This is a genomic window from Undibacterium sp. 5I1, from assembly GCF_034314085.1.
GTDB lineage: Bacteria > Pseudomonadota > Gammaproteobacteria > Burkholderiales > Burkholderiaceae_D > Undibacterium.
Map to the genome: position 1 here is coordinate 1,008,500 of NZ_JAVIWI010000001.1, position 23,476 is coordinate 1,031,975.

The window sequence follows — 23,476 nt, forward strand, 5'->3', positions numbered from 1 at the left end:
TCTTTTGTCCTAAGGATTTTGTGACTCATTTGTTCACTCAATGCTTGAATACCGTATTGCCTGGGCCTGTCCATATCAGTTCCGCGATTTATCCATTTAAGGCATGCAAGCAATTTAAATCCCAACACGTTTAAACTAAAAAGCCGAGCTCACCATTTCATTTTTTGTTTGATCAAAGTGCTTAGCAAAGCGGCATTAGTTTGATGTTGCTTTACTCGTGGATGCGCGTCATAACCGGTGTATGGGAAGAAAATAGTGTCTATTTTTTCCTTGTTATTTTCGTTCTTAATTCGCGTCACTGCCGCAGTAATATAGCCTGGCCACTTCGATCCGTCCTTGGCCGCATCCATGCTGCCTAAGGCGCACACAATATACGCGTCACGATATTTGCTACGAATAGTTTTTACAAAGTCGACATAGGCCTGAATGCGCTGCTCATCCGAAGGTTCAGGGTTTAAGCGATGCTCTATCTCAATTAACCAACGATCATTCTGGAATAAATTGATCACCACCACATCAGGCGTCCAGCTTGAAAAATCCCATTTAGTATCGTTGCGTCCATACGCGTTTAACTGATCGTAGAACTGCGGCATGACAAATGGAAACCAACTCACCATCACGCCTATACCGCTTTGCGACGTGACATGGACTTCTGCATTGAGATTGCGCGCCGTGATTGCGCTATACGCCATAAAGTTATTTTTATCTTTCGCCAGATTATCTGGGGCACCATCGGGGGATTCATTGCCCATTCCACTGGTGATCGAGTCGCCAAAAAATTCAATCTTCCGTTTTAGTCTGACGGGTGGCGGTAACAATCCGGCACCATCCGCTAATATAAATTCTTTGATTGCAGTCGCGCCATCCTCACCCTCAGTGCGTTTTGTCAGCAAAAAGCTGTGTTTTCCTGGCGCCAGATTGTCAGCAATTAGATAGGTTTTTTCACCTGTTTCTGCTTTTAATATCATCGGGTGGTTTAAGTCGTGATCGATGAAGACATTGAAGTAATTTCCTCCAAATTGATCGACCAAAGTGACTGATAAATATTGGCCGGTAAAGTTTCCAGCAACGCTGGAACCTGGCCAAGACAGGCTTGGTGCATAGACATTGCTGAAATCAATCCGCCCCGTGTATTGTAAATTTTTATCGCTACTGGATACTTTGGTAGTCGCATGAACCGGCGATAAGATCGCCAGGAATACGATCGTTACTATAAGATTTTTGGTCAAGCAAAATAAATTCATCATGTCATTGTCAATTCAATTTACATCATCAGGATTGCAGCGATATGCATTATGCATCGCTCCGTCAGCAACGTCATATGAACGCGATATATTTGCTCACTGATGCTAAGTGATCATCCGGGATGCTTTATCCAGAATGATCATTGCGCATTAAGCGAGTAAGTTCAAATCCTTATCGTACAGCGCTCAGTTTTTTATCAGACTGAAGTCATCAGCGATCACCCAATTATTCGCGCTGGCAACCGTATAGAGTCCCAAGTCGATCTTTCCGTTGCTAACGACGATGTTCGGTATTGTCACTTGCTGCCAGTTTGAAATCGCTGTGTTGAATCCCACGTTCAGCTCTGATCCGCCAAAATTCTTGACATAGATCTGAGCGATACTTTGTCCACCGCTGCTCATGACCCAGGCTTTCAGAGTATAGGTTCCATTCGGCAGGCCAGTCAGACTCTGATAGCGGCTGGCGCTATAAGCTGTCGTGTAGCTTAGCTTCATCGACCAGCGTCCAGTATGTCCACCGAGTACATTCGAGTTCGGATTTGCGCCGCCTGTCAGATTAGTCCAGGTCGACCAGCCAGCCAGATCGTTCTGCGCGACCCTGTCGGCTTCAAAGCTGGGGTTGAGAATATAGTTATTGCCCGCACCCACTGTCCAGACGCCAGTTGCCGCATCCAGATTAAACTGGCTGACGGAGTTGAGCGTCGGTGTCGTCCCGCTAAACGATATTGGCATCCATTGATTGTAGCCTAGCCCGTTACCAGCGAAGTCGCTCCAACGATCACCTGCAAATAGGATTGTCGTACCGGATCTACCATTAACTGGAATAAAGAAACCGGTTTGAGTCACATGCGAGAAGTCGGCATCTGTTCCACCCATCACAGCCTCTGCTGTGTACGGCCCCAGTATTGAATTGGCCTTGAGATAATACGTGTGCGAAGCGTTCCATCCATGTAAGTCTGACGAGCAGAAATAATAGGTACCGTTGTATTTGAACATGGCATTGCCTTCGCGCCCTCCAGTGGTACTGGTCGAGATTAGCGAAGCTGGCTCTATATTGAGCGAATCAGAGGCACGCAAAGCGGCTACATAAGCGTTAGCGCGTCCACCCGCGTTACTGAAAATCAGATAGGACAAACCAGTATCGTCAGTAAATACGGTCTGATCACCTGTACCGGTTGAGCCAACATTGGTGATCTGTGTCTGCACATGATGATAGATGAAGGACCCGGCAGGTGAGTCGCTGGTTGCAAACAAGATTGCATTACCGGTTGCCGTGCTGTAGTACTGGGTAATCAACACATATTTTTTGGTATTACTGTTATAAACGACGCCCATACGGCCGATCCAGTTGGACGGATCGAGCACGCTGCCCGCCGCACCGGCACTCATCATATTGCCTTCGAATTTCCAGGTCGCCAGATCGGTCGAAGAATAAGCGGTAATCGCATTGAAGCTGATATCAGAGTTCTTGGCGACAGGGTTGGCAGCATAAGTCACCGCGCCGTTGTACTTGACCCCATACCAGTAATAAATGTCTCCTACTTTAAGAATGCCACCGCCTTGAGAATAGATGGGATTTTTGCTTGTATCCTTCCAAAATACGTCGTTCTGTATGGTCTTCGGCGCGGCCTGCGCGGGTGATACAACTGCACATACCAACGCAACACTGACGATCGCCATGCAACGACCGATGAAGCTCAGATAGTCATTCATTTTTTGTCTCCTCTGTGAACCACGGATGAGCACCGTCTTATTCTATGTAAGACGTGAAATGCAAATCCGTAGTTGAATCTGCAATACCCGCAGAGTCCATAAGCTTCGGCACATATCGCCACACGATTATGCGAAGCAATAAGGATTTTTCACAAATCCCATATTCATATAGCAAAAGAGATTTTTTATATACGTGTGGAATTACTTAGCAGATTGTGACTGGTGATATTCGGTGCGGTCACATTAAAACGATATAGAGCACAGAGAAAAATTTACTTTGCGCTCAGAAAAGGAAAGGTTTTCTTACTTTTTCTACGTGTTTTATAAAACGATGCTTAAGGATTTAAGGCAGTTTTTAAGCTCGTCGTTCCTCTATGTGAATGACGAATTTATCATCAAACAGGAGTTATTCATGAGCAATAACATCGAAGGAAAAGTTGTCGTCATTACCAGCGCAAGCAGTGGTTTTGGCGAAGCGACTGCTTTGCATCTTAGTGAACTGGGAGCAAAGCTCGTACTCGGCGCGTGACGCGTAGACCGCATCAATGCCCTGGCAGATCAACTCGCAGGCAAGGGTGGCAAAGCCATCGCACTGGAATCAATGCTGCGCAAGTCCAGCCTCAGGCATCATTAACAATCAATTGGCGCAAGCTCCAGCCACTTGGTATGCCTTGATGTGCGGTGGATTTTGTGGCGGCTGTGTCGTTCCGGGTAGTATTCATTGCGATCTTGCCAGCCTCTTGCTGAGTACCTGTATGAGACGCCATGATTGACTTTAACAAGCGATGCAATTGCATTGTGTCTGGCAGCATGGTGCCAAAAAAATGCACTGTGTCTTGATGTTGTATCAAGATGGTAGGGAAGTTTTCAATATCGATTTCGTCCACTAAGTGCGCCTGATCTTCTATGTCTATCCAGGCGAAACAGACATCGGGATGCTGTTCGGCCAATTGATCGAATGCGATCCGATAGGCTGTGCAGGTGTCGCACCAGGCTGCGCATAAGCAGGCTACTAGCCATTGTTTGCTCGTTAATTGGCGTTTGATGAGTGCCAAGTCTTCAGTGTTCGTTGCTAAGTTCATGCCTGACATTTTAACCGAACTGATGTTATTCCGGCTTGGCGCGCTTGATTTAAGCGGATTCAAACATCAGAGTTTGGGATTGCCTTCGCGCCCTGTAAAATACGGGTATGACAACACTTCTTGCTATTGAAACTTCGACAGAACTTGCTTCTGCTGCTTTGCTAATCGGCGATACTCTGATCATTCGTGAACTGACGGGGGTACAGACCCATTCCCAAGGTATTTTGCCTGCCATACAAGCCTTATTGCTGGAGGCAGGTTTGTCGCTAAAACAATGTGATGCGATTGCTTTTGGTTGTGGTCCCGGGGCTTTTACCGGTGTACGAACTGCATGCGGGATTGTGCAAGGCTTGGCTTTTGGTGCCAACTTGCCGATATTGCCCGTCGTGAGTTTGCAGGCAATGGCAGAATCCGCGCGCCAGCAACATGTCTTATCAAATGATGTCGTTGATTATGTTGCGGTACTTGATGCCCGCATGGGCGAGGTGTATTGGGCGCAATATCGCTATCTAAACAGCGTATGGCAGGTGACGGTAGCGCCGACTTTATCAAAAGTGGAGGAGGTCAGGGCTGTCGTTGATAGCGACTTATCAGATAGTAGCTCGCTGGTATTTGCGCTTGGGCAAGGCGTTGTGCTGCCTGAAAATGTCAGCATTGCTGAATCGTTTTCGGCACATCTGCAGATAGCTTGCATGCCGCATGCAAGGCAAATAGCGCAACTCGCTTTACCCGATTATCTTGCGGGGCGTGGTCTGGATGCATCGCAAGCGCAGCCGCTGTACTTGCGTAACAAAATCGCATTGACTACCGCAGAGCGCATGCAATTGAAAGCGGCGAGCTAATGCAGGGCAACTTGATTTTTAGCCGGCTTGGTTTTGAGGATATCGATGATGTCTTAGCGATAGAAAATCAGGTCTACTCACATCCCTGGTCGCGCGGCAATTTTTTAGATTCTTTGTATAGCGCTTATCATTTGACCGGTTTGCGTGATCCGTCGCAAAAACTGATCGGCTATTTTTTATTAATGCCTGTCGTCGATGAGATGCATTTGCTGAATCTTGCCGTAAGTGCCGAGCATCAGGGTTTGGGTTATGCTCGTTTGATGTTGGACAATATGGTAGCAATGGCACGGGAGAAGCAGTGTCTGGCGATTTTGCTAGAAGTGCGGATCAGTAATCAGCGCGCGATTGAGGTGTATCAGCGGTATGGCTTTAAAGAAATCGGGCGTCGCAAAGCCTACTATCCCGCCCACGACAATCTGCGTGAAGATGCGATTGTGATGCGAATAGAGTTGTAAATCTCGTTATTTTAAATTGTAGTGAATTATTATACTGGTGACGAGTATGGTTAAGTTGTCCATGGATTCATTGGTTAATAAGGCATTTTTAGTAAAAATAATGGGGAGTATATTTAATTTGGGGGAAGGATTTCGTAATATCCCAAACGCCCCTGCTATTTTTATCATAAATTAGACTCGTTTCAACTTTATTCAATCTTATCTAATTTGCTATCAACTAAGCCGTCAACTAAGCCATCATGAACACCCCAGAACATAACAATCCAAAGCAACACGATGCAATGCTGGCAGAGCTGGGTATCGGACCTGTCTGGAAATTGCGTGAAGCTAACGTCGATGCTGATGCCCATTCTGGCATTGACGCTGCGCAGGCAGGTGCCATCATATCCCCGGAAATCATTGCCCGCGCTGGTCGCGAGTCTGATCTATCGTCTGAGCAATCCCCAGATCAAGCACACCGGTCATTAACAGCAATCTCAGTCAACCCATCAACGCCTACTGCCGAACTGGATTGGGTCGCATTAGAAGCCAGAGTCTCTAACTGCCGCGCCTGTCATTTGTGCGAAGGTCGCGCCAAGACGGTGTTCGGTGTCGGTGATCAACATGCGAAGTGGTTGTTTGTTGGTGAAGGGCCAGGCTATAACGAGAATTTACAAGGGCTACCTTTTGTCGGACCCGCCGGGCAGCTACTAGACAACATCCTGCGCGCTTTGGGTATGCAACGTGGCACTAATACTTATATCGCCAATATCGTCAAGTGTCGTCCGACCGATGCCCAGGGCAAGGACCGAGCGCCCGCACCCGAAGAAGTCGCTGCCTGCTTGCCGTATTTAAAGCGTCAAATTGCATTGATACAGCCAGAAATTATTATTGCGCTGGGTAAGACGGCAGCGATTTCATTGCTGGATTTAAATCCTGAAACTCCCGTCGGAAAGTTGCGCGGCTCGATTCATCATTATCAGGATTTACCTTTGGTCGTGACTTACCATCCAGCGTATTTACTACGCAAGCCAACTGAGAAAAGTAAAACCTGGGAAGACCTTTGTCTGGCGCTACAGGCAATCGCACAGACCACTGCGGTGGCATCGTCGACTATGTTGGCATCGACCTGAAGCTATCAATTTTTGGAACTGAGTTTTTTTGAAACTGAGCTTGGATGCAAACCTACCAGAAACAGTTTCATCAACAATGGCAGCATCTGCAAGACCCGCATGTGCGCGCGCTGGTATGGATGCTGACCTCGCCCAACTTGCTTGCGAGCGATACCGCTGAATACGCAACACCAGATTCAACCGATCCAACAGGTTCAATCAGCGCATCCCGCTGGCATGGACAGATTGCCCACATTGCGCTGCCTGATCCACAACAATTATTAAGCTGGATTAACCAGCTTGATCAATATCCCCAGGTTTTGCATGACGCCTTGGCGGTACACAAGCATCGCAGGCTAGGACATTATGCTGAAAACTTACTGGCGTTTTTTCTGAATCATCAAAGTTTGTCAGGGCTACAAAATTTACTCTTTGCCCAAAATCTGCAAGTACAAGGTGCAAAGCAAGTGACATTGGGTGAGTTTGATTTTTTATTAAATGACGCCCGGGGATTCGTCCACTGGGAACTGGCCACCAAGATGTATTTGTTCGTCGGTGATCTGGATCAGACCCGTAGCAAGTTTGCACTAGACGACTATATTGGCCCCAATCAGCTTGATACCTTTGCCAAAAAAGCGGACAAACTTTTTAATCAACAATTGCTGTTATCTCACCACGCTGCTGCGCAAGCTTTATTGCAGCGAGCCGTGATCAGTACTCAGGCATTGATCAAGGGCTGGTTATTCTATCGTCAGCCGATGATTGCCTCTGCTAATGCGCCGCCAGAGATCGCGCCTGAACACTGCTGTGGTTATTGGTGGACGCTGCAAGATATGGCGGCTATGGCGATAGAGCATGGCGTGGTTTTGGAGCGTATGTCATGGCTGGCACCAGCGCAAACCAAGCCGGAGCAGGTGCTGAATCAGGCAATGTTATTGGATGAAATACAGCGCCGTTTTCAATTGCAAAACATGCCGGTGATGTTGGCAATCATGCGTGAAAACGGCGATCTGATGCAGGAAACGCATCGCGGCATGGTGGTACCGGAGCAGTGGCTAGATCTTGCGCAGGACAGATATCAGTGATCACATTGAAGTGATTAGCGTTACTTGTGCTTGACAAGACCTGTCTTAAAAAATGGGATTTTTTAAGGCGTTGGCTGACAAGGGTGCTTATGCTCACCAATCAAAGCAACTGAATCAAACTCCAGTTGGTTCAACTGATGTTTGCGCATCACTAAATACATCGTGCTGGCCATAAACAGACCAAACAGGATGATCACAAAATAAATACTGACGTTGAGAGAAATCAGCAGGGCATACAGTCCCAGCATAGTCAGTACTGAGAGGTTCTCATTAAAGTTTTGTACCGCGATGGAATGTCCTGCGCTCATCAACACATGTCCGCGATGCTGCAATAAAGCATTCATCGGAACCACAAAGTAACCGGCCAGTGCGCCAATTACGATGAGCAATGGATAAGCCACCCACACATTGGTGACTAAAGTCATGCTCATTACCGTCAAGCCCATCGCAATACCTAATGGCATTACCGTCAATGATTTTTTTAACGGAACAAATCGCGCTGCTGCTACTGCGCCTAATGCAATCCCGACTGCGACTACGCCTTGTAATGCTGCTGCTTTGTCTAATGGCATTTTCAACGCACTTTGCGCCCATTTCAAAACGATAAATTGCAGAGTCGCACCGGCACCCCAAAATAAAGTCGTGATGGCTAGAGAAATTTGGCCTAATTTATCTTTCCATAAATTGACGAAGCAGTTAGCAAAATCTTCTACCAATTTTGCTGGGTTGCGTTCTTGATGTACGTAACAGACGCCGGTATCAGGTATCCGTAAATTGAATAAAGCGGCCAGAGCATAGCAGGCGGTAATCACACAAATCGCCGCTTGCGTCGCTGTAGAAATATTAAAATCGATGAAGGGGAAATCTAAGTTCAGTAACATTGCCGCATTGTGCGGGTTGACTAGCGCACCACCTAATACCGTGCCAAGAATGATGGAGGACACGGTTAAGCCTTCAATCCAGCCATTGGCGGCAACTAATTTCTCTGGGGGTAATAATTCGGTCAAGATGCCGTATTTAGCTGGGGAGTAGGCCGCGGCGCCAAACCCGACCACCGCATAAGCCAGTAGAGGATGAACTCGGCAATACATTAAGCCGCAACCAAACACTTTGATCAGGTTGGTAAAGAACATGACTTTGCCTTTGGGAAGCGAATCTGCAAAAGCGCCGACAAAAGGTGCCAACAGCACATACGACAAGACAAAGAAGAGTTTGAGGAAGGGAGGCATCCATTCGGGTGACTCCATGGACACCAACAAAGCGATGGCTGCAATTAATAAAGCGTTATCTGCGAGCGACGAAAAAAACTGCGCCGCCATGATCGTATAAAAACCGCGTTTCATTCTTTTTATATGCCTGTTACGTAATGTCACCGACTCGCTTTATACCATGAAAAACCAAGAATATTTGTGATTTACATGGGGCAAGTTTTACAATACTGGTTAAACTATCAGTAGTTTTGTCAATATACCAAACTAGCTTTGCTAAGTTTAGTTTGCGATTGATTGGCAATTTATTGGCAAGCGGATTTATTGTTGCGACGCACCAAATTTAGATTGTATTGTCGCTGTAGTTAGAGCTTATTTTTTAAAGCGTATTTTTTAAAGTTTATTTTTGAAGCTAATTGTTAAAGTCGACATCCACGTTTTTTGATGAATTTATTTGTTTAGACCATGGCCAAACCAAAAACCAATTACACCTGTACCGAATGCGGTGGCATCGTCAATAAATGGGCAGGGCAATGCCCGTCCTGCCAGCAATGGAATACCTTGGTAGAAACCATTATCGAAACCAGCGTCAATCGCTATTCTGCCAAACCACAAAGTCTGGCGCAGACTGCGCCTGTACTGAATCTGTCTGAAATCGATGCAGAAGAAATTCCACGTTTTGGTACCGGTATTGATGAATTTGACAGGGTGCTGGGCGGTGGTCTGGTTGCCGGCGGAGTAGTGCTAATCGGTGGTGATCCGGGGATTGGTAAATCGACCTTGCTGTTACAGGCGCTGGCCAATTTATCTAAGGTCAAAAAAGTGCTATATGTCAGCGGTGAGGAGTCCGGCTCCCAGATTGCCTTGCGTGCCAAACGTCTGGCGGTTGATGCCAGTGATTTAAAGTTACAGGCAGAGATTCAGCTGGAGAAAATCCTCAACACGCTGGCAGACCACAAACCGCAGGTGGTGGTGATTGACTCCATTCAAACCATGTATTCGGATGCTTTAAGCTCCGCACCCGGATCGGTAGCGCAAGTCAGAGAGTGCGCAGCGCAACTGACGCGGATTGCCAAGACCATGGATATCACGATGATTCTGGTCGGCCATGTCACCAAAGAGGGCGCACTGGCGGGACCGCGCGTGCTGGAGCATATTGTGGACACCGTGCTGTATTTTGAAGGCGATACCCATTCCAGTTTCCGTCTGGTGCGCGCGATCAAAAACCGTTTCGGTGCGGTCAATGAGCTGGGCGTTTTTGCCATGACTGAACGTGGCTTGAAAGGTGTTTCCAACCCGTCCGCTCTGTTTTTGTCGCAGCACGACACGCAGGTTGCGGGTTCTTGCGTGATGGTGACGCAAGAAGGTACCCGTCCTTTGCTCGTTGAGATACAGGCCTTGGTCGACAGTTCTCACGCGCCCAATGCCAAACGTTTGTCAGTCGGCCTGGAGCAAAACCGGTTGGCAATGTTGCTGGCCGTCTTGCACCGGCACGCAGGTGTTGCGGTGTTTGATCAGGATGTCTTTATCAATGCGGTTGGAGGCGTCAAAATTACCGAACCTGCCGCCGATCTGGCGGTGTTGCTGGCAGTCAATTCCTCGATGCGCAACAAGCCATTGCCGCGAGGTTTAGTCGTGTTTGGTGAAGTCGGCTTAGCGGGTGAAATTCGTCCGGCACCGCGCGGACAAGAGCGTCTGCGCGAGGCCGCCAAGCTTGGATTCTCGATTGCGATGATCCCCAAATCCAATGCGCCCAAGCAGCCGATTGAAGGTTTGACCTTAATACCCGTCGACAGGATAGAAGAGGCATTGAATAAAATACGGGATGTCGATAGTTATGTAAAAGACTAGTGTAAAAGATCATGGAATATCGATCATTCTCATAACCAGTGCGCCATGCTTGGCATGTCTGTGAGAATATCGATTTCCATATACTCCCCCAATTTTTTATGAAATATGCCTTATCGTCCAAGGATTCTATGGACAACTTAAATATACTTGTTGGGAGTATATTTTATAGTGCTGTCTGTATATCGGCTTAAGACTTCGCTTGCAAACACAACTTTGCCGCCGCAACGCCACTGCGTACCGCGGCCTCCAGCGTCGCCGGATAATCGCCCTTGGTGTAATCGCCAGCGATAAAACAGTTGCTCAGACCAAGATTATTATCCGGTCTGTCTAATGCGGGTGTGCAAGAAAACGTGGCGCGTTTTTCTGAAATAATTTGATGCCATAGTGGGTTTGCCAGCTGCGGCAGTTGGAATACCTGTGCCAGTTGTTGAGCAATAGCGGTCGCTAAGGCCGAATTGCCCAGGGCAATCGCCTGTTCAGACGCGCTGACAACCACCGCTAATAAACCGGCTTGCGAGGGATGTAACTGGCCTCGATCAAAAACAAACTGTCCCCAGTGCTGGCGCTCTGGTTGATCCCGCAGCGCGAAAAAAGTCCGTGAAAGTTGCAGCTTGGTGTCGTATTGAAGATAACAAGTGGTGATAGCCTCATAGCCAAAACCGGAAAGCTGGCGGGTAGTTTCTTCCCTCAGATTGCCCCCCAAAAGACGCGTCGCTTGCTCAGGATTTGTCGCTACGATCAGCGCATCAAACTCTTGCTGATGGCTAGTATCCGCACTTGTAAAATCTAATTGCCAGCCGTGCTGTGCGGTGGGCGTGATGTGCTTCACGGTGGTACCTAAGTGCACATTGCCACCCGCCGCTTCAATCCATTGTCTGGCTTGTTCAGGGAAGAGGGCGGACAAGTCTAGTTTGGACAGCAGCATGTCGGATGCCGCTCGTTTTGCTCCCAGACTATCGCGTAAAACATTTAAAAATACTTGTGCCGAGGCACGTTCTGGTGGGGTATTCAAGGCGGCAATGCACAAGGGATTCCACATTAGCTGACATAGCCGGTCAGTCTGATCAAAGCGCTCCAGCAGCTCGGTCACGCTGCAATCTTGATTCAGCTGCCATCCCATCCAGCGCGCTGTCGTTGAGAATCTGGCCAGCGCGAGTTTGTCTTGCTTATCCAGTCCTTTAGCACGCAACAGCGCCAGAAGCAAATGGAAAGGCGCGGGCAGTTTGGGCGCGATAAATTGCATGCCATCGGTGTAGTTTGGATAAACCATCTGCAAGGGCAAGCGCAAAAGCGCCGCGTCCAGATCAATCCCGACTTTGCGCATGATCGCCAGGCTGGCGCTATAAGCACCTAGCAAAATATGCTGGCCGTTATCCAGCGCATGTCCATGCAAATCCACCCGACGCGCCCGACCACCCAAGGTGCGTGCCGCTTCAAACAAGCTCACTATCGCGCCTTGGCTGGTAAGCTCGGTAGCCGCTGCGCAGCCTGCCCAGCCAGCACCGATTACGGCGACGTGTCGAGCAATTCGTAGATTTTGTTTGCGATTGATCTGATCGAGCTTAGCCACGGATGTAAGTTTTCCAGGCCAGCCAGAGTTTGCGGATGGGTGTCAGCGAGATGCGTTGCGTCAACACTTTAAAGTGGTCGTCTTTAATTTCTACCAGCAAGGCGCGATAAATGGCGGCCATAATCAGACCGGTGCGCTGCGCTTTACGATCTTCCGCTGGTAGCAGGGCAAAGGCGTCGTCATAGAGTTGCTGCGCCCGTTCGTACTGGAATTGCATGAGAGCTTCAAATTCAGGGCTGTGGCGCGCATTCAGAATGTCGGCGGCGGTGACTTTGTGTTGTTGTAACTCATTGACTGGCAAATAAATCCGGCCTTTACGTGCATCTTCACCGACATCGCGAATGATGTTAGTCATCTGGAAAGCCAGCCCTAATTTTTCAGCAAATTGTTTGGTTTGCGGATTTTTGATGCCAAAAATACTGGCGGACAAAATACCGACGACGCCAGCCACATGCCAGCAATATTTTTGCAGACCGATAAAATCGAGATAGCGTGTCTGGTTTAAGTCCATCTCCATGCCATCAATGATCGCCAGCAAATGTGCTCCATCCAAAGCATAGGTTGCCATGTGCGGCAATAAGGCTTTGGTGACGGGATGGGTGGGTTGATTATTCAGCATGGCCTGGATTTCACCACGCCACCAACTGAGTTTGCTGCGGGCAATGCCATCGTCAGTGCTCTCATCCACGACATCATCGACCTCGCGACAAAACGCGTATAGCGCCGTGATGGCTAAGCGTCTTTCATTCGGTAGAAATAAAAAACTGTAATAAAAACTGGAGCCGCTTTGTGCTGCTTTTTGTTGGCAATATTCGTCTGGAGACATGCTTAATGAGTGAGTTTGGCTGGAGAGGACTGATGAGTCCGCTGTTGGCTGCGTGCAATGCAGCAATAAGCCAGTATGTTATCCGAAGTGACAGAGACTACAAATAGACAAGGCAGAATTAGCGGGTGGGGCGTTGCTTTAATCGGTGTTGTGATGCGCTTTTAGTAAATTAATTGAATGTTTTGACTTAGAAATACATGTAATGCTTTGTAATCTGATACGGTTTTTTGTATCTGGCGCACGCTTTTTTCGTCAAGCTCATATACCATTACGCAATTACTCAAATTAAGCAGTGTATATATTGCAATAGTATTGGGTTTGATTGATTTTGACCAAATGGAATAGCGAATGAAAATGATGAAAAAAACGAGCCTGGTTCTTTTAGCGAGCAGCTTGCTGCTGGTCTTGGTAGCGTGCGGCGGCTTTGTCTACACGACGGTCGGCGGCACAGTTACTGGTCTTGGCAATAGCACCACCTCTGGCGGCACCTTGGTGTTGAGGAATGAAGGTAATTTTGTTCAGCAATTGACAGTAGATGGTCCTTTCTCCTTTAAAGTCGCAAGTAATGCTAGCTATACCATCAGTGTTGCGACACAGCCCGCCCAAGTTAATTGTGCGGTAGCCAATGGTACAGGCACCATGACCAGCGATGCCGCAGTAACTAATATTGCGGTGACATGCGTACCTAAGGTGCCTGTGATTGCAACTGTTTCGGGATTAACTGCGGGCTCATTACTCTTGTATAACAATGCGAACGTTAATCTTGATGCCTTGACCTTCACTACCAATATTGCAGGAACTTTTTCTTATTACATTCCAAATGGTTCCGCTTATGCGGTGACTATTGGTTTGCAACCGGCAGCACAGACTTGTACTGTACAAAATGGTAGTGGCACAGCGAGTACTACTAATCCGCAACTAGCTGCCAATGTGCTCGTTAACTGTGTGCCAAGTGTTCCGGTTTCTGTGATTATTACTGGTTTAGGTAGTGGCAAATCAGTGGTGCTGGCCAATGGTGCGGATAGTTTGACTGAAGGTGCAAATGGCACCTTTACTTTCGCTAATTCAGTCTTAGATGGTCAGCCATATGCTGTAACAGTGACGACACAACCGGTTGGACAAACTTGTACCGTGGTTGGTGGTTCGGGTACGGCACGACTAAGTAATCCGACTGGCGCAAGCAATATCCAGGTTAATTGTATATAAGCTCTGATTTAAGCTTGTATAGAATTTAGTAGATGGTTTCTATATAAGTTCCGTTTCTATATAAGTTCTATAACTGAGTTCTATAAATAAGTTTTCCAAAGAAGCCCAGCAAAAGTAAAAAGCCGATCTTTGTAAAGATATCGGCTTTTTACTTTATGAAGCAGGTTAGCTTTTATACGCTTTCGAGTGCGCCATCCTGATTGAAGAAAAACATATCCTCATGTTTAAATCCCCAGCGCCCACCTTTAAGCCTGACAAAAGGCTCGAAGGTAAAAAATGGCACATCTCCCAAACACAAAGTATTACTGGTCTGGATATATTGTCGTTCATCCCGATTAGTGGCAACGCTGTGGCCTACATTGCCGCGGTAATCTAAGTTCACAAAACCACTCTCGCGTATGCGCACGTTGGCCCATTCAAACAACTGTTCAAACGTGGTATCCGGTTTTACGAAGCGTGGCATTTGCTGGTGTAGCTGGTGCAAAAAATGTAAGCCATTTTTAAATTCGAGCTGCTTAGGTTTTTCGCTGAGTTTGCCATCTTCGATGACAAATGAGCGAGCGTAATCTCCCCAGCAATTATCTTTGATCGGACTGAGGTCTATCGTAATCAGGTTGGACATGCCAACCGCTTCCTCACTGGCGCTGTAGTTGTTGCCAGCAATAGATACGCAACTTCTGGACCCCAATAACACCAGGGCAGGGCATTGGTAATACCAGGTTTCCGGGTAACCAGATTCAGATAACAGGGCGTGTGCTTTTGCCGCAAGACTCTGCTCGGTATCTTCTGGCGTAATTAAGGACCCCAAACGCGCCAAAGCGAACTTAGCCGCATGTTGCGCTTTACGGTGCTCTGCAATTTGCAGTTCGGTTGGCATGAGCTAGCTCTTAATGATGTTGAGTTGCGGGTTGATGTACCTAGTGACGTGCCAGATGGTGTATTGGCCGGATAGTGTGATGCGTCAGCAGATTAAAAACAGAATCTGATTTGCCCTACTTATTTTTTACCGCTGCCTGTCACCGCGTGTACCCCAGCCGCCGTTACATCAACCGCAGTACCCACCACCGCACTACCTACTTTGACCGTTGTAGATACCGCCGCGTCTGCAATTGCGATTACGGTGCATCCACTGGCACTCAGACTGCCAAGCAACATGCTGAGGCAACATAATAAGCGGGAGGAAAAAAGAGGAAAAGAATTTCGCATCATTATGCCCGAAAAGAAAATTGCATCGTATTGATCATTGGTGTACGACATGGTATCCGCATAGTAAGGTGCTGTACGCGGCAAAGCTATAATAATTTTGCAACAGCCTGTAATTTATTTGTACTACTCACGCGTACAGAGTTTGTGTTTTTACCCCGACGCTTACATCCAGATTGCGCGCCAGGCAATCACCAACCAATCACTTTTTCCTATGGATGGACGGTGCCTAAAAACATCGCCATGAACAGCGTCAATTTTTTCCAAGATACGTAATCCACCTTGTACAACAAGACGTAATTCCCAACCTATCCTACCTTTTAAACGTTTACATAGTGGGCTTCCGCTTAACAGCATCGTACGTGCTCTGTCGGTTTGAAATCGCATCATTTGCTGCCAATTTTCATTCACTTGCTTATTTGCTATTTGTTGTTCAGTAATACCAAATTGCGTCAGGTCGTCTAAGGGTAGATAGATTCTTTGTTTATGCCAATCGACAGCGACATCTTGCCAAAAATTGATCAGTTGCAGCGCAGAGCAAATTACTGCGGAGTCTTTTAGATTGTCCGGTGTTGTCGCCTTATAGAGATGCAACATGAGCGTTCCGACAGGATTGGCAGAGCGTCTGCAATAATCTAATAATTCAGTAAAGCTTTGATAGCGGGTAATCACCACATCTTGTTTAAATGCGGACAGCAAGTCCCGAAAGGCTTGTAAAGGCAGGCGATATTGCGCAATATAATAATTAAGCTTTTGAAACAAGCCAATGTCACTTATTTCATTTAATTCTATTTTGGTCAATTCCGTTTCATATTGGTTAAGCGCAAACAAACGTTGTTCTGCGGTTGCATCACCTTCATCTGCAATGTCGTCCGCCGTTCTGGCAAAAGCATAAATAGATTCAACTGCTGGACGTAAGTGTTCGGGCAGCAAAATTGAGGCTACAGGGAAGTTTTCGTAATGATCTATTGACATAGCATTGGTTGAAATTGCAATAAAAAATAAATGACTCTAAAGTCATTGGCAAAAAAATGTTGCGCAACTATAATTACTAACCGTTTAGTCAGTAACTGATTGAGTCACTTGAAATGATATTCAAATGGTCTACCCAAAGTATTTTGTCTATCCGTTAGCAGTCAGTAAGTGTTTTGTCATTCATTCCGTTAGAACGTTTAAAAAAAGCTGGGATAAGATTTGAGCAAGACGTAAATAAGATTTAAGCAAGATTTAAGCAAAACTTAAAAGTAATAAATTTTGATTGCCATCCGGCAAACGCATATTCTTGGTATTTACAGCCAGCATAGTAAAGGAAACCCCACGTGCCAACCGTACAAAAAAACTATTTCAGTGAGTTCACTGATGCAAACAAAGCATCTGGCATACGTTTATCTATTGCAAAACATACTCTTGTACTCGGTGTGAGTACCGTACTGTTGCTAACTGCATGCTCAAAGCCAGCAGAAAAAGTAGAAGATATTCGTCCAGTACGAGTCGTCAAAGCTAGTGCAAATAGCGCTGACTCGGCTACGGAATTTTCTGGCGAGGTGCGCCCACGGATAGAGTCACGCCTTGGTTTTAGAGTGGCAGGTAAAATCGTTCTCCGCAAAGTTGATGTGGGTAACTTGGTAAAACGTGGTCAGGTATTGATGCAGCTTGATCCGCAAGACCTGGCGTTAGCGCAAACGCAGGCAAAAGCTGGATTAATGGCGGCGGAGAGCAATCGTGATTTGGCCAGAGCAGAACTCAAGCGTTATCAAGAATTGCGACAAAAGAATTTTGTCGCTGCTACTGTATTAGAGTCCAAAGAAACTACTTATAAAGCGGCTCAAGCGAGTTATGAGCAGGCGCAGGCATCATATAAAAATCAGGTCAATCAATCTGGTTACACGACCCTAATTTCTGACGTAGATGGCGTGGTTACCGGGATTGACGCGGAGGTAGGGCAGGTCGTTGCAGCAGGTACACCGGTAGTGCGCGTCGCGCAATCCGGTGAGATGGATGTGGTTGTAGGTATTCCTGAGGATAAAGTAAATACGATACGCCAAATTTCTGATATCCGGGTACGTTTGTGGGCGAATCAAGGCGAAGTGTTAGAGGCGAAGCTACGTGAATTGTCGCCAATTGCTGATGCGGTGACTCGCACTTATACAGCCAAAGTCGCTCTTCCAGCTAATTCTAAAGATGTCAGATTAGGCATGACTGCTTACGTCACTTTCTCTGCTAAAACGCCTAATGCAATGATACGTCTGCCGATGACGGCATTATTTAATGATAAAAATATGACTTCGGTATGGGTCGTTGAGGGTGGTGCTGTTAAATTAGTTCCAGTCATCATTGCGGGTTCTGCCGGACAAGATATATTGGTTGCCAAGGGTGTTGTAGCAGGACAAATGGTGGTGACAGCTGGTGTGAATTTATTAAAAGTCGGACAAAAAGTATCGATTCTTGGAGGCGAGCTTGCGAGTGCCAGTCCAACTACTGATTCCGTTAAAGCAGCTAGCGATGTAGCAGGAGTGGCTAAATGAGCGATTCCTCCCGAGGTTTTAATTTATCGCGGTGGGCTCTGGAACACATTCCATTAACCCGTTACTTAATTGTGGTGCTGTTATTAGGCGGCATTTTGAGCTATGGACGGCTGGGGCAAGATGAAGATCCTCCATTCACTTTCCGTAATATGGTGGTTAGGGCCGTTTGGCCTGGTGCAACTGCTTTGCAGATGGCGGAGCAAGTAACCGATAAACTTGAGAAGAAACTACAAGAGACGCCGTATATAGACAAAATACGCAGCTACTCCAAGCCTGGTGAGACCCTCATCATTTTGCAATTACGCGAATCGACTCCACCAAAAGAGACCGCACAATCCTGGTATCAAGTCCGTAAAAAAATTGGAGATATCAGCAGCACTTTGCCATCTGGTGTGCTCGGTCCATTTTTTAATGATGAATTTGGTGATACCTACGGATCTATCTTTGCTCTGTCTGGCGATGGATTTACCTATGAGCAGGTCAAAGAATATGCGGACTTTGTACGTCAGCAATTTTTGCGCATACCGACAGTTGCTAAGGTTGAGTTGTTTGGCGTGCAAGATGAGAAAATCAATATTGAATTTTCTCAAAAAAAGTTTTCTCAGTTAGGAGTTTCTTTTGACACGATTGTTAGTCAAATTAATTCCCAAAATACGATTAATGCCACAGGTATTCTAACGACCGCAGCAGATAATTTACAGGTCAGGATTTCTGGTGCGTTAGTGACAGTAAAAGATCTAGAAAATCTGCAATTACGCGCCAATGGAACCACTTTTCGTTTAGGTGATTTTGCGACAGTTAAGCGAGAGTATAAAAATCCTCCGCAGGATAAAATGCGCTTCAACGGTAAAGAAGTAATTGGTCTTGGTATTTCCATGGAGCGAGGCGGGAATATTATTGACCTAGGTAAAAATCTCGAAAAAGCGACAGCCGAGGTTAAGAGCAAATTACCTGTTGGTATTCAGATTGAACGCGTTTCTGATCAACCTAAAATGGTTGCGTCTTCTGTTGGCGAGTTTGTCCATACTTTAATTGAGGCCGTGGTTATTGTCTTGGCGGTGAGTTTTCTCGCTTTGGGTTTGCATACTAAACCATTCCGTTTAGATGTATGGCCTGGCTTAGTCGTCGGCTTGACTATTCCTTTGGTGCTGGCAGTGACGTTTTTGTTTATGCGGATATTTGATATTGACCTGCATAAAATTTCTCTAGGTGCCCTGATTATTGCACTTGGACTGTTAGTCGACGACGCCATTATTGCCGTTGAGATGATGGTGCGCAAAATGGAAGAGGGCTTCTCTCGTTTTGATGCCGCGACTTTTGCTTACACGTCAACCGCGATGCCGATGTTGACGGGGACCTTGATTACAGCGGCAGGATTTTTGCCGATTGGTTTAGCTAAATCTGCCGCGGGGGAATACACATTTTCGATGTTCTCAGTAAACACGTTAGCTTTGATTATCTCTTGGTTGGCGGCGGTGTTATTTACTCCTTACCTTGGTTACTTGCTACTCAAGGTGAAGCCATCCTCTAATGCTGACGGTCATCATGAATTATTTGACACACCATTTTATTCACGTTTCCGTAAGCTGGTTACCTGGTGTGTTGAATGGCGAAAAACTACCATCCTCATTACGCTTGGTGTCTTTGGCTTAGGTATTTTCGGTTTTAAATTTATTGAGCAGCAATTTTTCCCTGATTCTAGTCGCCCTGAACTGATGGTGGAGTTGTGGTTGCCAGAAGGAAGTTCCTTCGGGGCGACCGAGGCACAGGCTAAAAAGTTTGAGCAGTTCATTCAAAAACAAGAAGGTGTTGAGAGCGTGACCAGCTATGTTGGTACTGGCAGTCCACGTTTTTATTTGCCGCTAGATCAAATCTTCCCTCAGACGAATGTGGCGCAAATCGTTGTGTTGCCAAAAGATCTTGAGGCTAGAAACGCGCTACGTTTAAAAATCGTCAATGTGTTTAAAGTTGATTTTCCTGAAGTACGTGGACGCGTTAAGGTGTTGCCTAGTGGTCCACCTGTTCCTTATCCTGTGCAGTTCCGCGTGACAGGTTTAGAAGTCGCCAAGGTTCGTGAGGTGGCAGATCGGGTTAAAGATGTCATGCGTGCCAATCCTAATGCTATTGGCGTCAATGATAATTGGAATGAGTCAGTGAAGGTTGTGCGTATCGATTTGGATCAAGATAAATTGCGTGCCTTAGGTGTTACTTCGCAATCAGTAATGCGGGCGGCGAATACTATTTTGACAGGTTCAACTGTTGGACAATTTAGGGATGGCAATAAGCTCATTGATATCGTGGTTCGGCAACCTGTTGATGAGCGATCAACCATCAATGCGTTAGGCGATGCAAATATTCCTACGGCAAGTGGTAAGTCTGTTCCCTTATCTCAAGTAGCAAGAATTAATCTGGTTTGGGAGCCTGGTGTAGTCTGGCGCGAGGGACGGGAGTGGGCAGTTACGGTTCAGTGTGACGTTGTCGATGGCATACAGGGTCCGACGGTTTCCAGCCAGATTTCGCCTAAGTTAGAGAAAATTCGCTCTGAGTTATTACCTGGCTACAAAATTGAATTGGCTGGTGCAGCGGCAGATAGTGGGAAAGCGCAAGAATCAATATCGGCAAATGTACCTTTAGTGATATTCATTATTTTTACTTTATTGATGTTGCAATTGCATAGCTTCTCACGTTCTTTATTGGTATTTTTGACTGGGCCACTTGGTATTGCCGGCGCAGCGATGGCTTTATTACTATTGCATAGACCGTTCGGCTTTGTTGCGCAGCTAGGAGTGATTGCCTTGTTTGGAATGATTATTCGCAATTCGATTATTTTGATTGATCAGATTGAGCAAGATATTCAAGCAGGCGCTTCCGCTTGGGACGCGATTGTGGAGTCGGCTGTGAGGCGTTTCCGTCCAATTATTTTGACAGCCGCCGCAGCAGTTTTAGCGATGATTCCGTTGTCCCGATCAGTTTTTTGGGGGCCAATGGCAGTCGCGATCATGGGTGGATTGATCATTGCGACAGCTTTAACTTTGCTATTTTTACCTGCTTTATATGCTGCATGGTTTAGGGTGAAAAGACCAGTTTGATAGGCTCTGATTGTGAATGCGAGTCGGGCTTGCTACTGTTTATATAGTGAGCCTGACTAAATAATTGCAAAGCAAACTCTAAAAAAGAGCCACATCGGATTAAAATCCAGTAGAATACGCGGCTGGAGTTGAAATGCCACATGCAATAGTCTTGGGCGACACTTGAATTTCGGGTCGCCCTTTGCTTTTGTGCCAGTTTTTAATTTTGGCAAGTGTTCTCATCCCGCGAGGATGGCGAAATTGGTAGACGCACCAGGTTTAGGTCCTGACGCCAGTAATGGTGTGGGGGTTCGAGTCCCCCTCCTCGCACCACAGAATTTTTTTTATTTGGACGATTTTCATGGCAACTGCAGTCGAAACTTTAGATAAATTGGAACGCCGTCTTACTATTTCTTTTCCGATCGCCGATGTGCAATCTGAAGTGGAAAAGCGTTTGAAATTGCGCGCACGCACAGCGAAAGCCCCTGGCTTCCGCCCTGGAAAAGTGCCGATGAAAATGGTCGCCGCGCAGCACGGTTATCAAGTCGAAAATGAAGTCTTAAATGATAAAGTTGGCCAGGCATTTAATGTCGCTGCTAACGAGAATAAATTGCGCGTCGCTGGATATCCACGCATTGAACCAAAATCTGGTGAAGGCGTAGCCGAAGGTAGTTTAGCCTTCGACGCAACGTTTGAAATATATCCAGATGTTGTAGTTGGTGATTTGTCTTCTGCAGAAGTAGAACAAGTTAAAGCTGAAGTATCCGATGCGGAAATTGATAAAACTATCGATATTTTACGCAAGCAACGCGTTCACTTTCATGTCAAAGGTGAGCAAGGTGCTCATGGAGACGGTGGTGACTTATCGGCAAAAAATGGTGATCGTGCGACTTTAGACTTCGTTGGTAAAATTGATGGTGTAGAGTTTGCTGGCGGCAAAGCTGAAGATTTTGCTTTTGTGCTAGGCGAGGGTCGTATGTTGCCTGAATTTGAAGCTGCTACGTTAGGCTTGAAATCTGGCGAGAGCAAAACATTCCCATTGTCGTTTCCATCAGATTATCACGGTAAAGATGTAGCTGGTAAAACTGCAGAGTTCACTGTCACTCTGAAAAAACTAGAGTGGGCACATCTTCCTGATGTTGACGCTGAATTTGCAAAAAGTCTAGGTGTAGACGATGGTGATTTAGTCAAAATGCGCGCTGATATCAAAGAAAATCTTGAGCGTGAAGTTAAAGGTCGCGTTAAAGCTAAAACTAAAGATAGTGTAATGGATGCTTTAGTTAAAGCCGTAGAATTTGATGTGCCAAAATCCTTGGTAGAGCAAGACGGTCAACGCTTGGCAGAGATGACTCGTCAAGACATGGCTCAGCGCGGTATGAATGTTGCAGATGTTCCATTCCCACCAGAATTGTTTACGGCGCAAGCGGAACGCCGTGTTCGTTTAGGATTGATATTGGCTGAGTTAGTAAAAGCTAATAATTTGCAAGCAACTGCTGAGCAGATTAAAGCGCAAGTCGAAGATTTCGCTCAGAGCTATGAAGATCCTCAGCAGGTCGTTAAATATTATTTTAGTGACCGTAATCGCTTAGCTGAAGTTGAAGCCCTTGTATTAGAAGAAAACGTCGTTAACTATGTCTTAGGTAAGTCAAAAGTCACTGACAAGGTGTTACCTTTTGATGAATTAATGGGTAACAACGCGCAATAACTAAAGGGAAATCCAATGACAGGCATTATTCGTGGTTCAGCATTAGATACCAACATGCTCGGTATGGTGCCTATGGTTATAGAGCAAAGTGGTCGCGGCGAACGTGCTTACGACATTTACTCTCGCTTGTTAAAAGAGCGTGTGATCTTTCTAGTTGGGCCAGTAAATGATCAAGCTGCAAATTTAATCGTAGCTCAGTTATTGTTTTTGGAAAGTGAAAATCCTGATAAGGATATTTCGCTTTACATTAATTCTCCGGGTGGCTCTGTATCAGCTGGTATGGCGATTTATGATACCATGCAATTTATTAAGCCTGATATATCCACTTTGTGTACAGGTTTGGCCGCGTCAATGGGTGCATTTTTATTGGCTGCTGGTGCGAAAGGCAAACGTTTCTCACTGCCAAATTCTCGTATTATGATTCACCAACCTTTGGGTGGTGCTCAAGGTCAAGCCTCTGACATAGAAATACAGGCGCGTGAAATTTTGTACCTGCGTGAACGTTTGAATGGAATCCTAGCTGACAAAACTGGCCAGACAGTTGAGCAAATTGCGAAAGATACTGATCGTGACAACTTTATGTCGGCCGAATCTGCAGCGGAGTATGGTTTAATCGATAAAGTCTTAACGCATCGCGCCTGATATACTAAAAATATTGAGTAATTAGAAGACGTCCGCGCTTATTAAGTGCGGACGTTTTTTATTGTGCTCTATAATTAAATTGCTAGCGGGTTTTATATTGATTTGTTATCTTCGTATTTTCGTGTCCTTCTTCAATGACATATATCGGATTTACGGTTAA

General features: G+C 46.2%; 19 protein-coding genes, 1 tRNA gene and 1 pseudogene. 12 read left to right on the top strand and 9 right to left on the bottom strand.

The window, feature by feature from the left end:
- Positions 1-149: 149 nt before the first annotated feature.
- Positions 150-1,247, bottom strand: coding sequence for an SGNH/GDSL hydrolase family protein (locus RGU72_RS04260; protein WP_322118536.1), 1,098 nt, complete (start codon positions 1,245-1,247; stop codon positions 150-152).
- Between the two features lie 183 nt (positions 1,248-1,430).
- The gene (locus RGU72_RS04265) at positions 1,431-2,957 is read right to left on the bottom strand and encodes a family 43 glycosylhydrolase (protein WP_322118537.1); all 1,527 of its coding nucleotides are present in this window, start codon (positions 2,955-2,957) and stop codon (positions 1,431-1,433) included.
- Between the two features lie 412 nt (positions 2,958-3,369).
- On the opposite strand from RGU72_RS04265, the pseudogene RGU72_RS04270 reads away from it, so the two are divergent.
- Positions 3,370-3,552 (top strand): annotated as a pseudogene (locus RGU72_RS04270) (SDR family NAD(P)-dependent oxidoreductase); the annotation flags it as partial.
- 25 nt (positions 3,553-3,577) lie between these two features.
- On the opposite strand, the gene RGU72_RS04275 reads toward RGU72_RS04270, so the two are convergent.
- Positions 3,578-4,039, bottom strand: a complete 462-nt coding sequence (locus RGU72_RS04275) for a thioredoxin family protein (protein ID WP_322118538.1) — start codon at positions 4,037-4,039, stop codon at positions 3,578-3,580.
- A 107-nt stretch (positions 4,040-4,146) separates the two neighbouring features.
- On the opposite strand from RGU72_RS04275, the gene tsaB reads away from it, so the two are divergent.
- The 4 genes from tsaB to RGU72_RS04295 all read left to right on the top strand — a co-directional run bounded on the left by tsaB (position 4,147) and on the right by RGU72_RS04295 (position 7,512).
- Entirely contained in the window at positions 4,147-4,881 is a 735-nt protein-coding gene (tsaB, locus tag RGU72_RS04280; protein ID WP_322118539.1) for a tRNA (adenosine(37)-N6)-threonylcarbamoyltransferase complex dimerization subunit type 1 TsaB, read from the top strand.
- On the top strand, positions 4,881-5,336 hold the full coding sequence (gene rimI / locus RGU72_RS04285; protein ID WP_322118540.1) for a ribosomal protein S18-alanine N-acetyltransferase: 456 nt from the start codon (positions 4,881-4,883) through the stop codon (positions 5,334-5,336). The genes tsaB and rimI overlap by 1 nt, the downstream gene beginning before the upstream one ends.
- A 239-nt stretch (positions 5,337-5,575) precedes the next feature.
- Positions 5,576-6,448, top strand: coding sequence for a uracil-DNA glycosylase (locus tag RGU72_RS04290; protein WP_322118541.1), 873 nt, complete (start codon positions 5,576-5,578; stop codon positions 6,446-6,448).
- A gap of 44 nt (positions 6,449-6,492) precedes the next feature.
- Positions 6,493-7,512, top strand: coding sequence for a DUF1853 family protein (locus RGU72_RS04295; protein WP_322118542.1), 1,020 nt, complete (start codon positions 6,493-6,495; stop codon positions 7,510-7,512).
- A gap of 62 nt (positions 7,513-7,574) precedes the next feature.
- On the opposite strand, the gene lplT is transcribed toward RGU72_RS04295, so the two are convergent.
- Entirely contained in the window at positions 7,575-8,855 is a 1,281-nt protein-coding gene (gene lplT, locus RGU72_RS04300) for a lysophospholipid transporter LplT (RefSeq protein ID WP_322118543.1), read from the bottom strand.
- 330 nt (positions 8,856-9,185) lie between these two features.
- Between lplT and radA the strand changes: the two genes are divergently transcribed.
- Positions 9,186-10,571, top strand: a complete 1,386-nt coding sequence (gene radA, locus RGU72_RS04305; protein WP_322118544.1) for a DNA repair protein RadA — start codon at positions 9,186-9,188, stop codon at positions 10,569-10,571.
- A gap of 187 nt (positions 10,572-10,758) precedes the next feature.
- Here radA and hpnE read toward each other — a convergent pair whose 3' ends face one another.
- Both hpnE and hpnD read right to left on the bottom strand, forming a co-directional pair.
- Positions 10,759-12,141, bottom strand: a complete 1,383-nt coding sequence (hpnE, locus tag RGU72_RS04310; protein WP_322118545.1) for a hydroxysqualene dehydroxylase HpnE — start codon at positions 12,139-12,141, stop codon at positions 10,759-10,761.
- Positions 12,134-12,967, bottom strand: a complete 834-nt coding sequence (gene hpnD / locus RGU72_RS04315) for a presqualene diphosphate synthase HpnD (protein ID WP_322118546.1) — start codon at positions 12,965-12,967, stop codon at positions 12,134-12,136. Before hpnD ends, hpnE begins: the two co-directional genes overlap by 8 nt.
- Before the next feature lie 357 nt (positions 12,968-13,324).
- Here hpnD and RGU72_RS04320 point away from each other — a divergent pair, with 357 nt between their 5' ends.
- A complete protein-coding gene (locus tag RGU72_RS04320) occupies positions 13,325-14,173 on the top strand; it encodes a hypothetical protein (RefSeq protein ID WP_322118547.1) in 849 nt (282 codons plus the stop codon).
- Positions 14,174-14,345: 172 nt separating this feature from the next.
- Here RGU72_RS04320 and RGU72_RS04325 read toward each other — a convergent pair whose 3' ends face one another.
- The 3 genes from RGU72_RS04325 to hpnC all read right to left on the bottom strand — a co-directional run bounded on the left by RGU72_RS04325 (position 14,346) and on the right by hpnC (position 16,351).
- Entirely contained in the window at positions 14,346-15,050 is a 705-nt protein-coding gene (locus RGU72_RS04325; RefSeq protein ID WP_322118548.1) for a M24 family metallopeptidase, read from the bottom strand.
- A 119-nt stretch (positions 15,051-15,169) separates the two neighbouring features.
- On the bottom strand, positions 15,170-15,379 hold the full coding sequence (locus RGU72_RS04330; RefSeq protein WP_322118549.1) for a hypothetical protein: 210 nt from the start codon (positions 15,377-15,379) through the stop codon (positions 15,170-15,172).
- Between the two features lie 162 nt (positions 15,380-15,541).
- Positions 15,542-16,351 carry a squalene synthase HpnC gene (gene hpnC / locus RGU72_RS04335; RefSeq protein WP_322118550.1) on the bottom strand — a complete coding sequence of 270 codons (810 nt, stop codon included), beginning with the start codon at positions 16,349-16,351 and terminating at the stop codon, positions 15,542-15,544.
- Between the two features lie 344 nt (positions 16,352-16,695).
- Between hpnC and RGU72_RS04340 the strand changes: the two genes are divergently transcribed.
- The 5 genes from RGU72_RS04340 to clpP all read left to right on the top strand — a co-directional run bounded on the left by RGU72_RS04340 (position 16,696) and on the right by clpP (position 23,316).
- On the top strand, positions 16,696-17,901 hold the full coding sequence (locus tag RGU72_RS04340; protein WP_322118551.1) for an efflux RND transporter periplasmic adaptor subunit: 1,206 nt from the start codon (positions 16,696-16,698) through the stop codon (positions 17,899-17,901).
- Positions 17,898-20,990, top strand: a complete 3,093-nt coding sequence (locus RGU72_RS04345) for an efflux RND transporter permease subunit (protein WP_322118552.1) — start codon at positions 17,898-17,900, stop codon at positions 20,988-20,990. Before RGU72_RS04340 ends, RGU72_RS04345 begins: the two co-directional genes overlap by 4 nt.
- A gap of 225 nt (positions 20,991-21,215) precedes the next feature.
- Positions 21,216-21,302 (top strand) — tRNA-Leu (locus tag RGU72_RS04350).
- A 28-nt stretch (positions 21,303-21,330) separates the two neighbouring features.
- A complete protein-coding gene (gene tig, locus RGU72_RS04355; protein WP_322118553.1) occupies positions 21,331-22,674 on the top strand; it encodes a trigger factor in 1,344 nt (447 codons plus the stop codon).
- A 15-nt stretch (positions 22,675-22,689) separates the two neighbouring features.
- Complete coding sequence (gene clpP / locus RGU72_RS04360) at positions 22,690-23,316, top strand: ATP-dependent Clp endopeptidase proteolytic subunit ClpP (protein WP_322118554.1); 627 nt, start codon at positions 22,690-22,692, stop codon at positions 23,314-23,316.
- The last annotated feature ends 160 nt before the right edge of the window (positions 23,317-23,476 follow it).

Excerpts from the sequence above, each read along its gene's own strand:
- RGU72_RS04260 (WP_322118536.1), bottom strand. The coding sequence starts at position 1,247 with ATGATGAATTTATTTTGCTTGACCAAAAATCTTATAGTAACGATCGTA.
- hpnC (WP_322118550.1), bottom strand. The coding sequence starts at position 16,351 with ATGTCAATAGATCATTACGAAAACTTCCCTGTAGCCTCAATTTTGCTG.
- RGU72_RS04275 (WP_322118538.1), bottom strand. The coding sequence starts at position 4,039 with ATGAACTTAGCAACGAACACTGAAGACTTGGCACTCATCAAACGCCAA.
- lplT (WP_322118543.1), bottom strand. The coding sequence starts at position 8,855 with ATGAAACGCGGTTTTTATACGATCATGGCGGCGCAGTTTTTTTCGTCG.
- radA (WP_322118544.1), top strand. The coding sequence starts at position 9,186 with ATGGCCAAACCAAAAACCAATTACACCTGTACCGAATGCGGTGGCATC.
- tsaB (WP_322118539.1), top strand. The coding sequence starts at position 4,147 with ATGACAACACTTCTTGCTATTGAAACTTCGACAGAACTTGCTTCTGCT.
- RGU72_RS04325 (WP_322118548.1), bottom strand. The coding sequence starts at position 15,050 with ATGCCAACCGAACTGCAAATTGCAGAGCACCGTAAAGCGCAACATGCG.
- RGU72_RS04330 (WP_322118549.1), bottom strand. The coding sequence starts at position 15,379 with ATGCGAAATTCTTTTCCTCTTTTTTCCTCCCGCTTATTATGTTGCCTC.
- tig (WP_322118553.1), top strand. The coding sequence starts at position 21,331 with ATGGCAACTGCAGTCGAAACTTTAGATAAATTGGAACGCCGTCTTACT.
- RGU72_RS04265 (WP_322118537.1), bottom strand. The coding sequence starts at position 2,957 with ATGAATGACTATCTGAGCTTCATCGGTCGTTGCATGGCGATCGTCAGT.
- RGU72_RS04345 (WP_322118552.1), top strand. The coding sequence starts at position 17,898 with ATGAGCGATTCCTCCCGAGGTTTTAATTTATCGCGGTGGGCTCTGGAA.
- rimI (WP_322118540.1), top strand. The coding sequence starts at position 4,881 with ATGCAGGGCAACTTGATTTTTAGCCGGCTTGGTTTTGAGGATATCGAT.
- hpnD (WP_322118546.1), bottom strand. The coding sequence starts at position 12,967 with ATGTCTCCAGACGAATATTGCCAACAAAAAGCAGCACAAAGCGGCTCC.
- RGU72_RS04295 (WP_322118542.1), top strand. The coding sequence starts at position 6,493 with ATGCAAACCTACCAGAAACAGTTTCATCAACAATGGCAGCATCTGCAA.
- clpP (WP_322118554.1), top strand. The coding sequence starts at position 22,690 with ATGACAGGCATTATTCGTGGTTCAGCATTAGATACCAACATGCTCGGT.
- RGU72_RS04320 (WP_322118547.1), top strand. The coding sequence starts at position 13,325 with ATGAAAAAAACGAGCCTGGTTCTTTTAGCGAGCAGCTTGCTGCTGGTC.
- RGU72_RS04290 (WP_322118541.1), top strand. The coding sequence starts at position 5,576 with ATGAACACCCCAGAACATAACAATCCAAAGCAACACGATGCAATGCTG.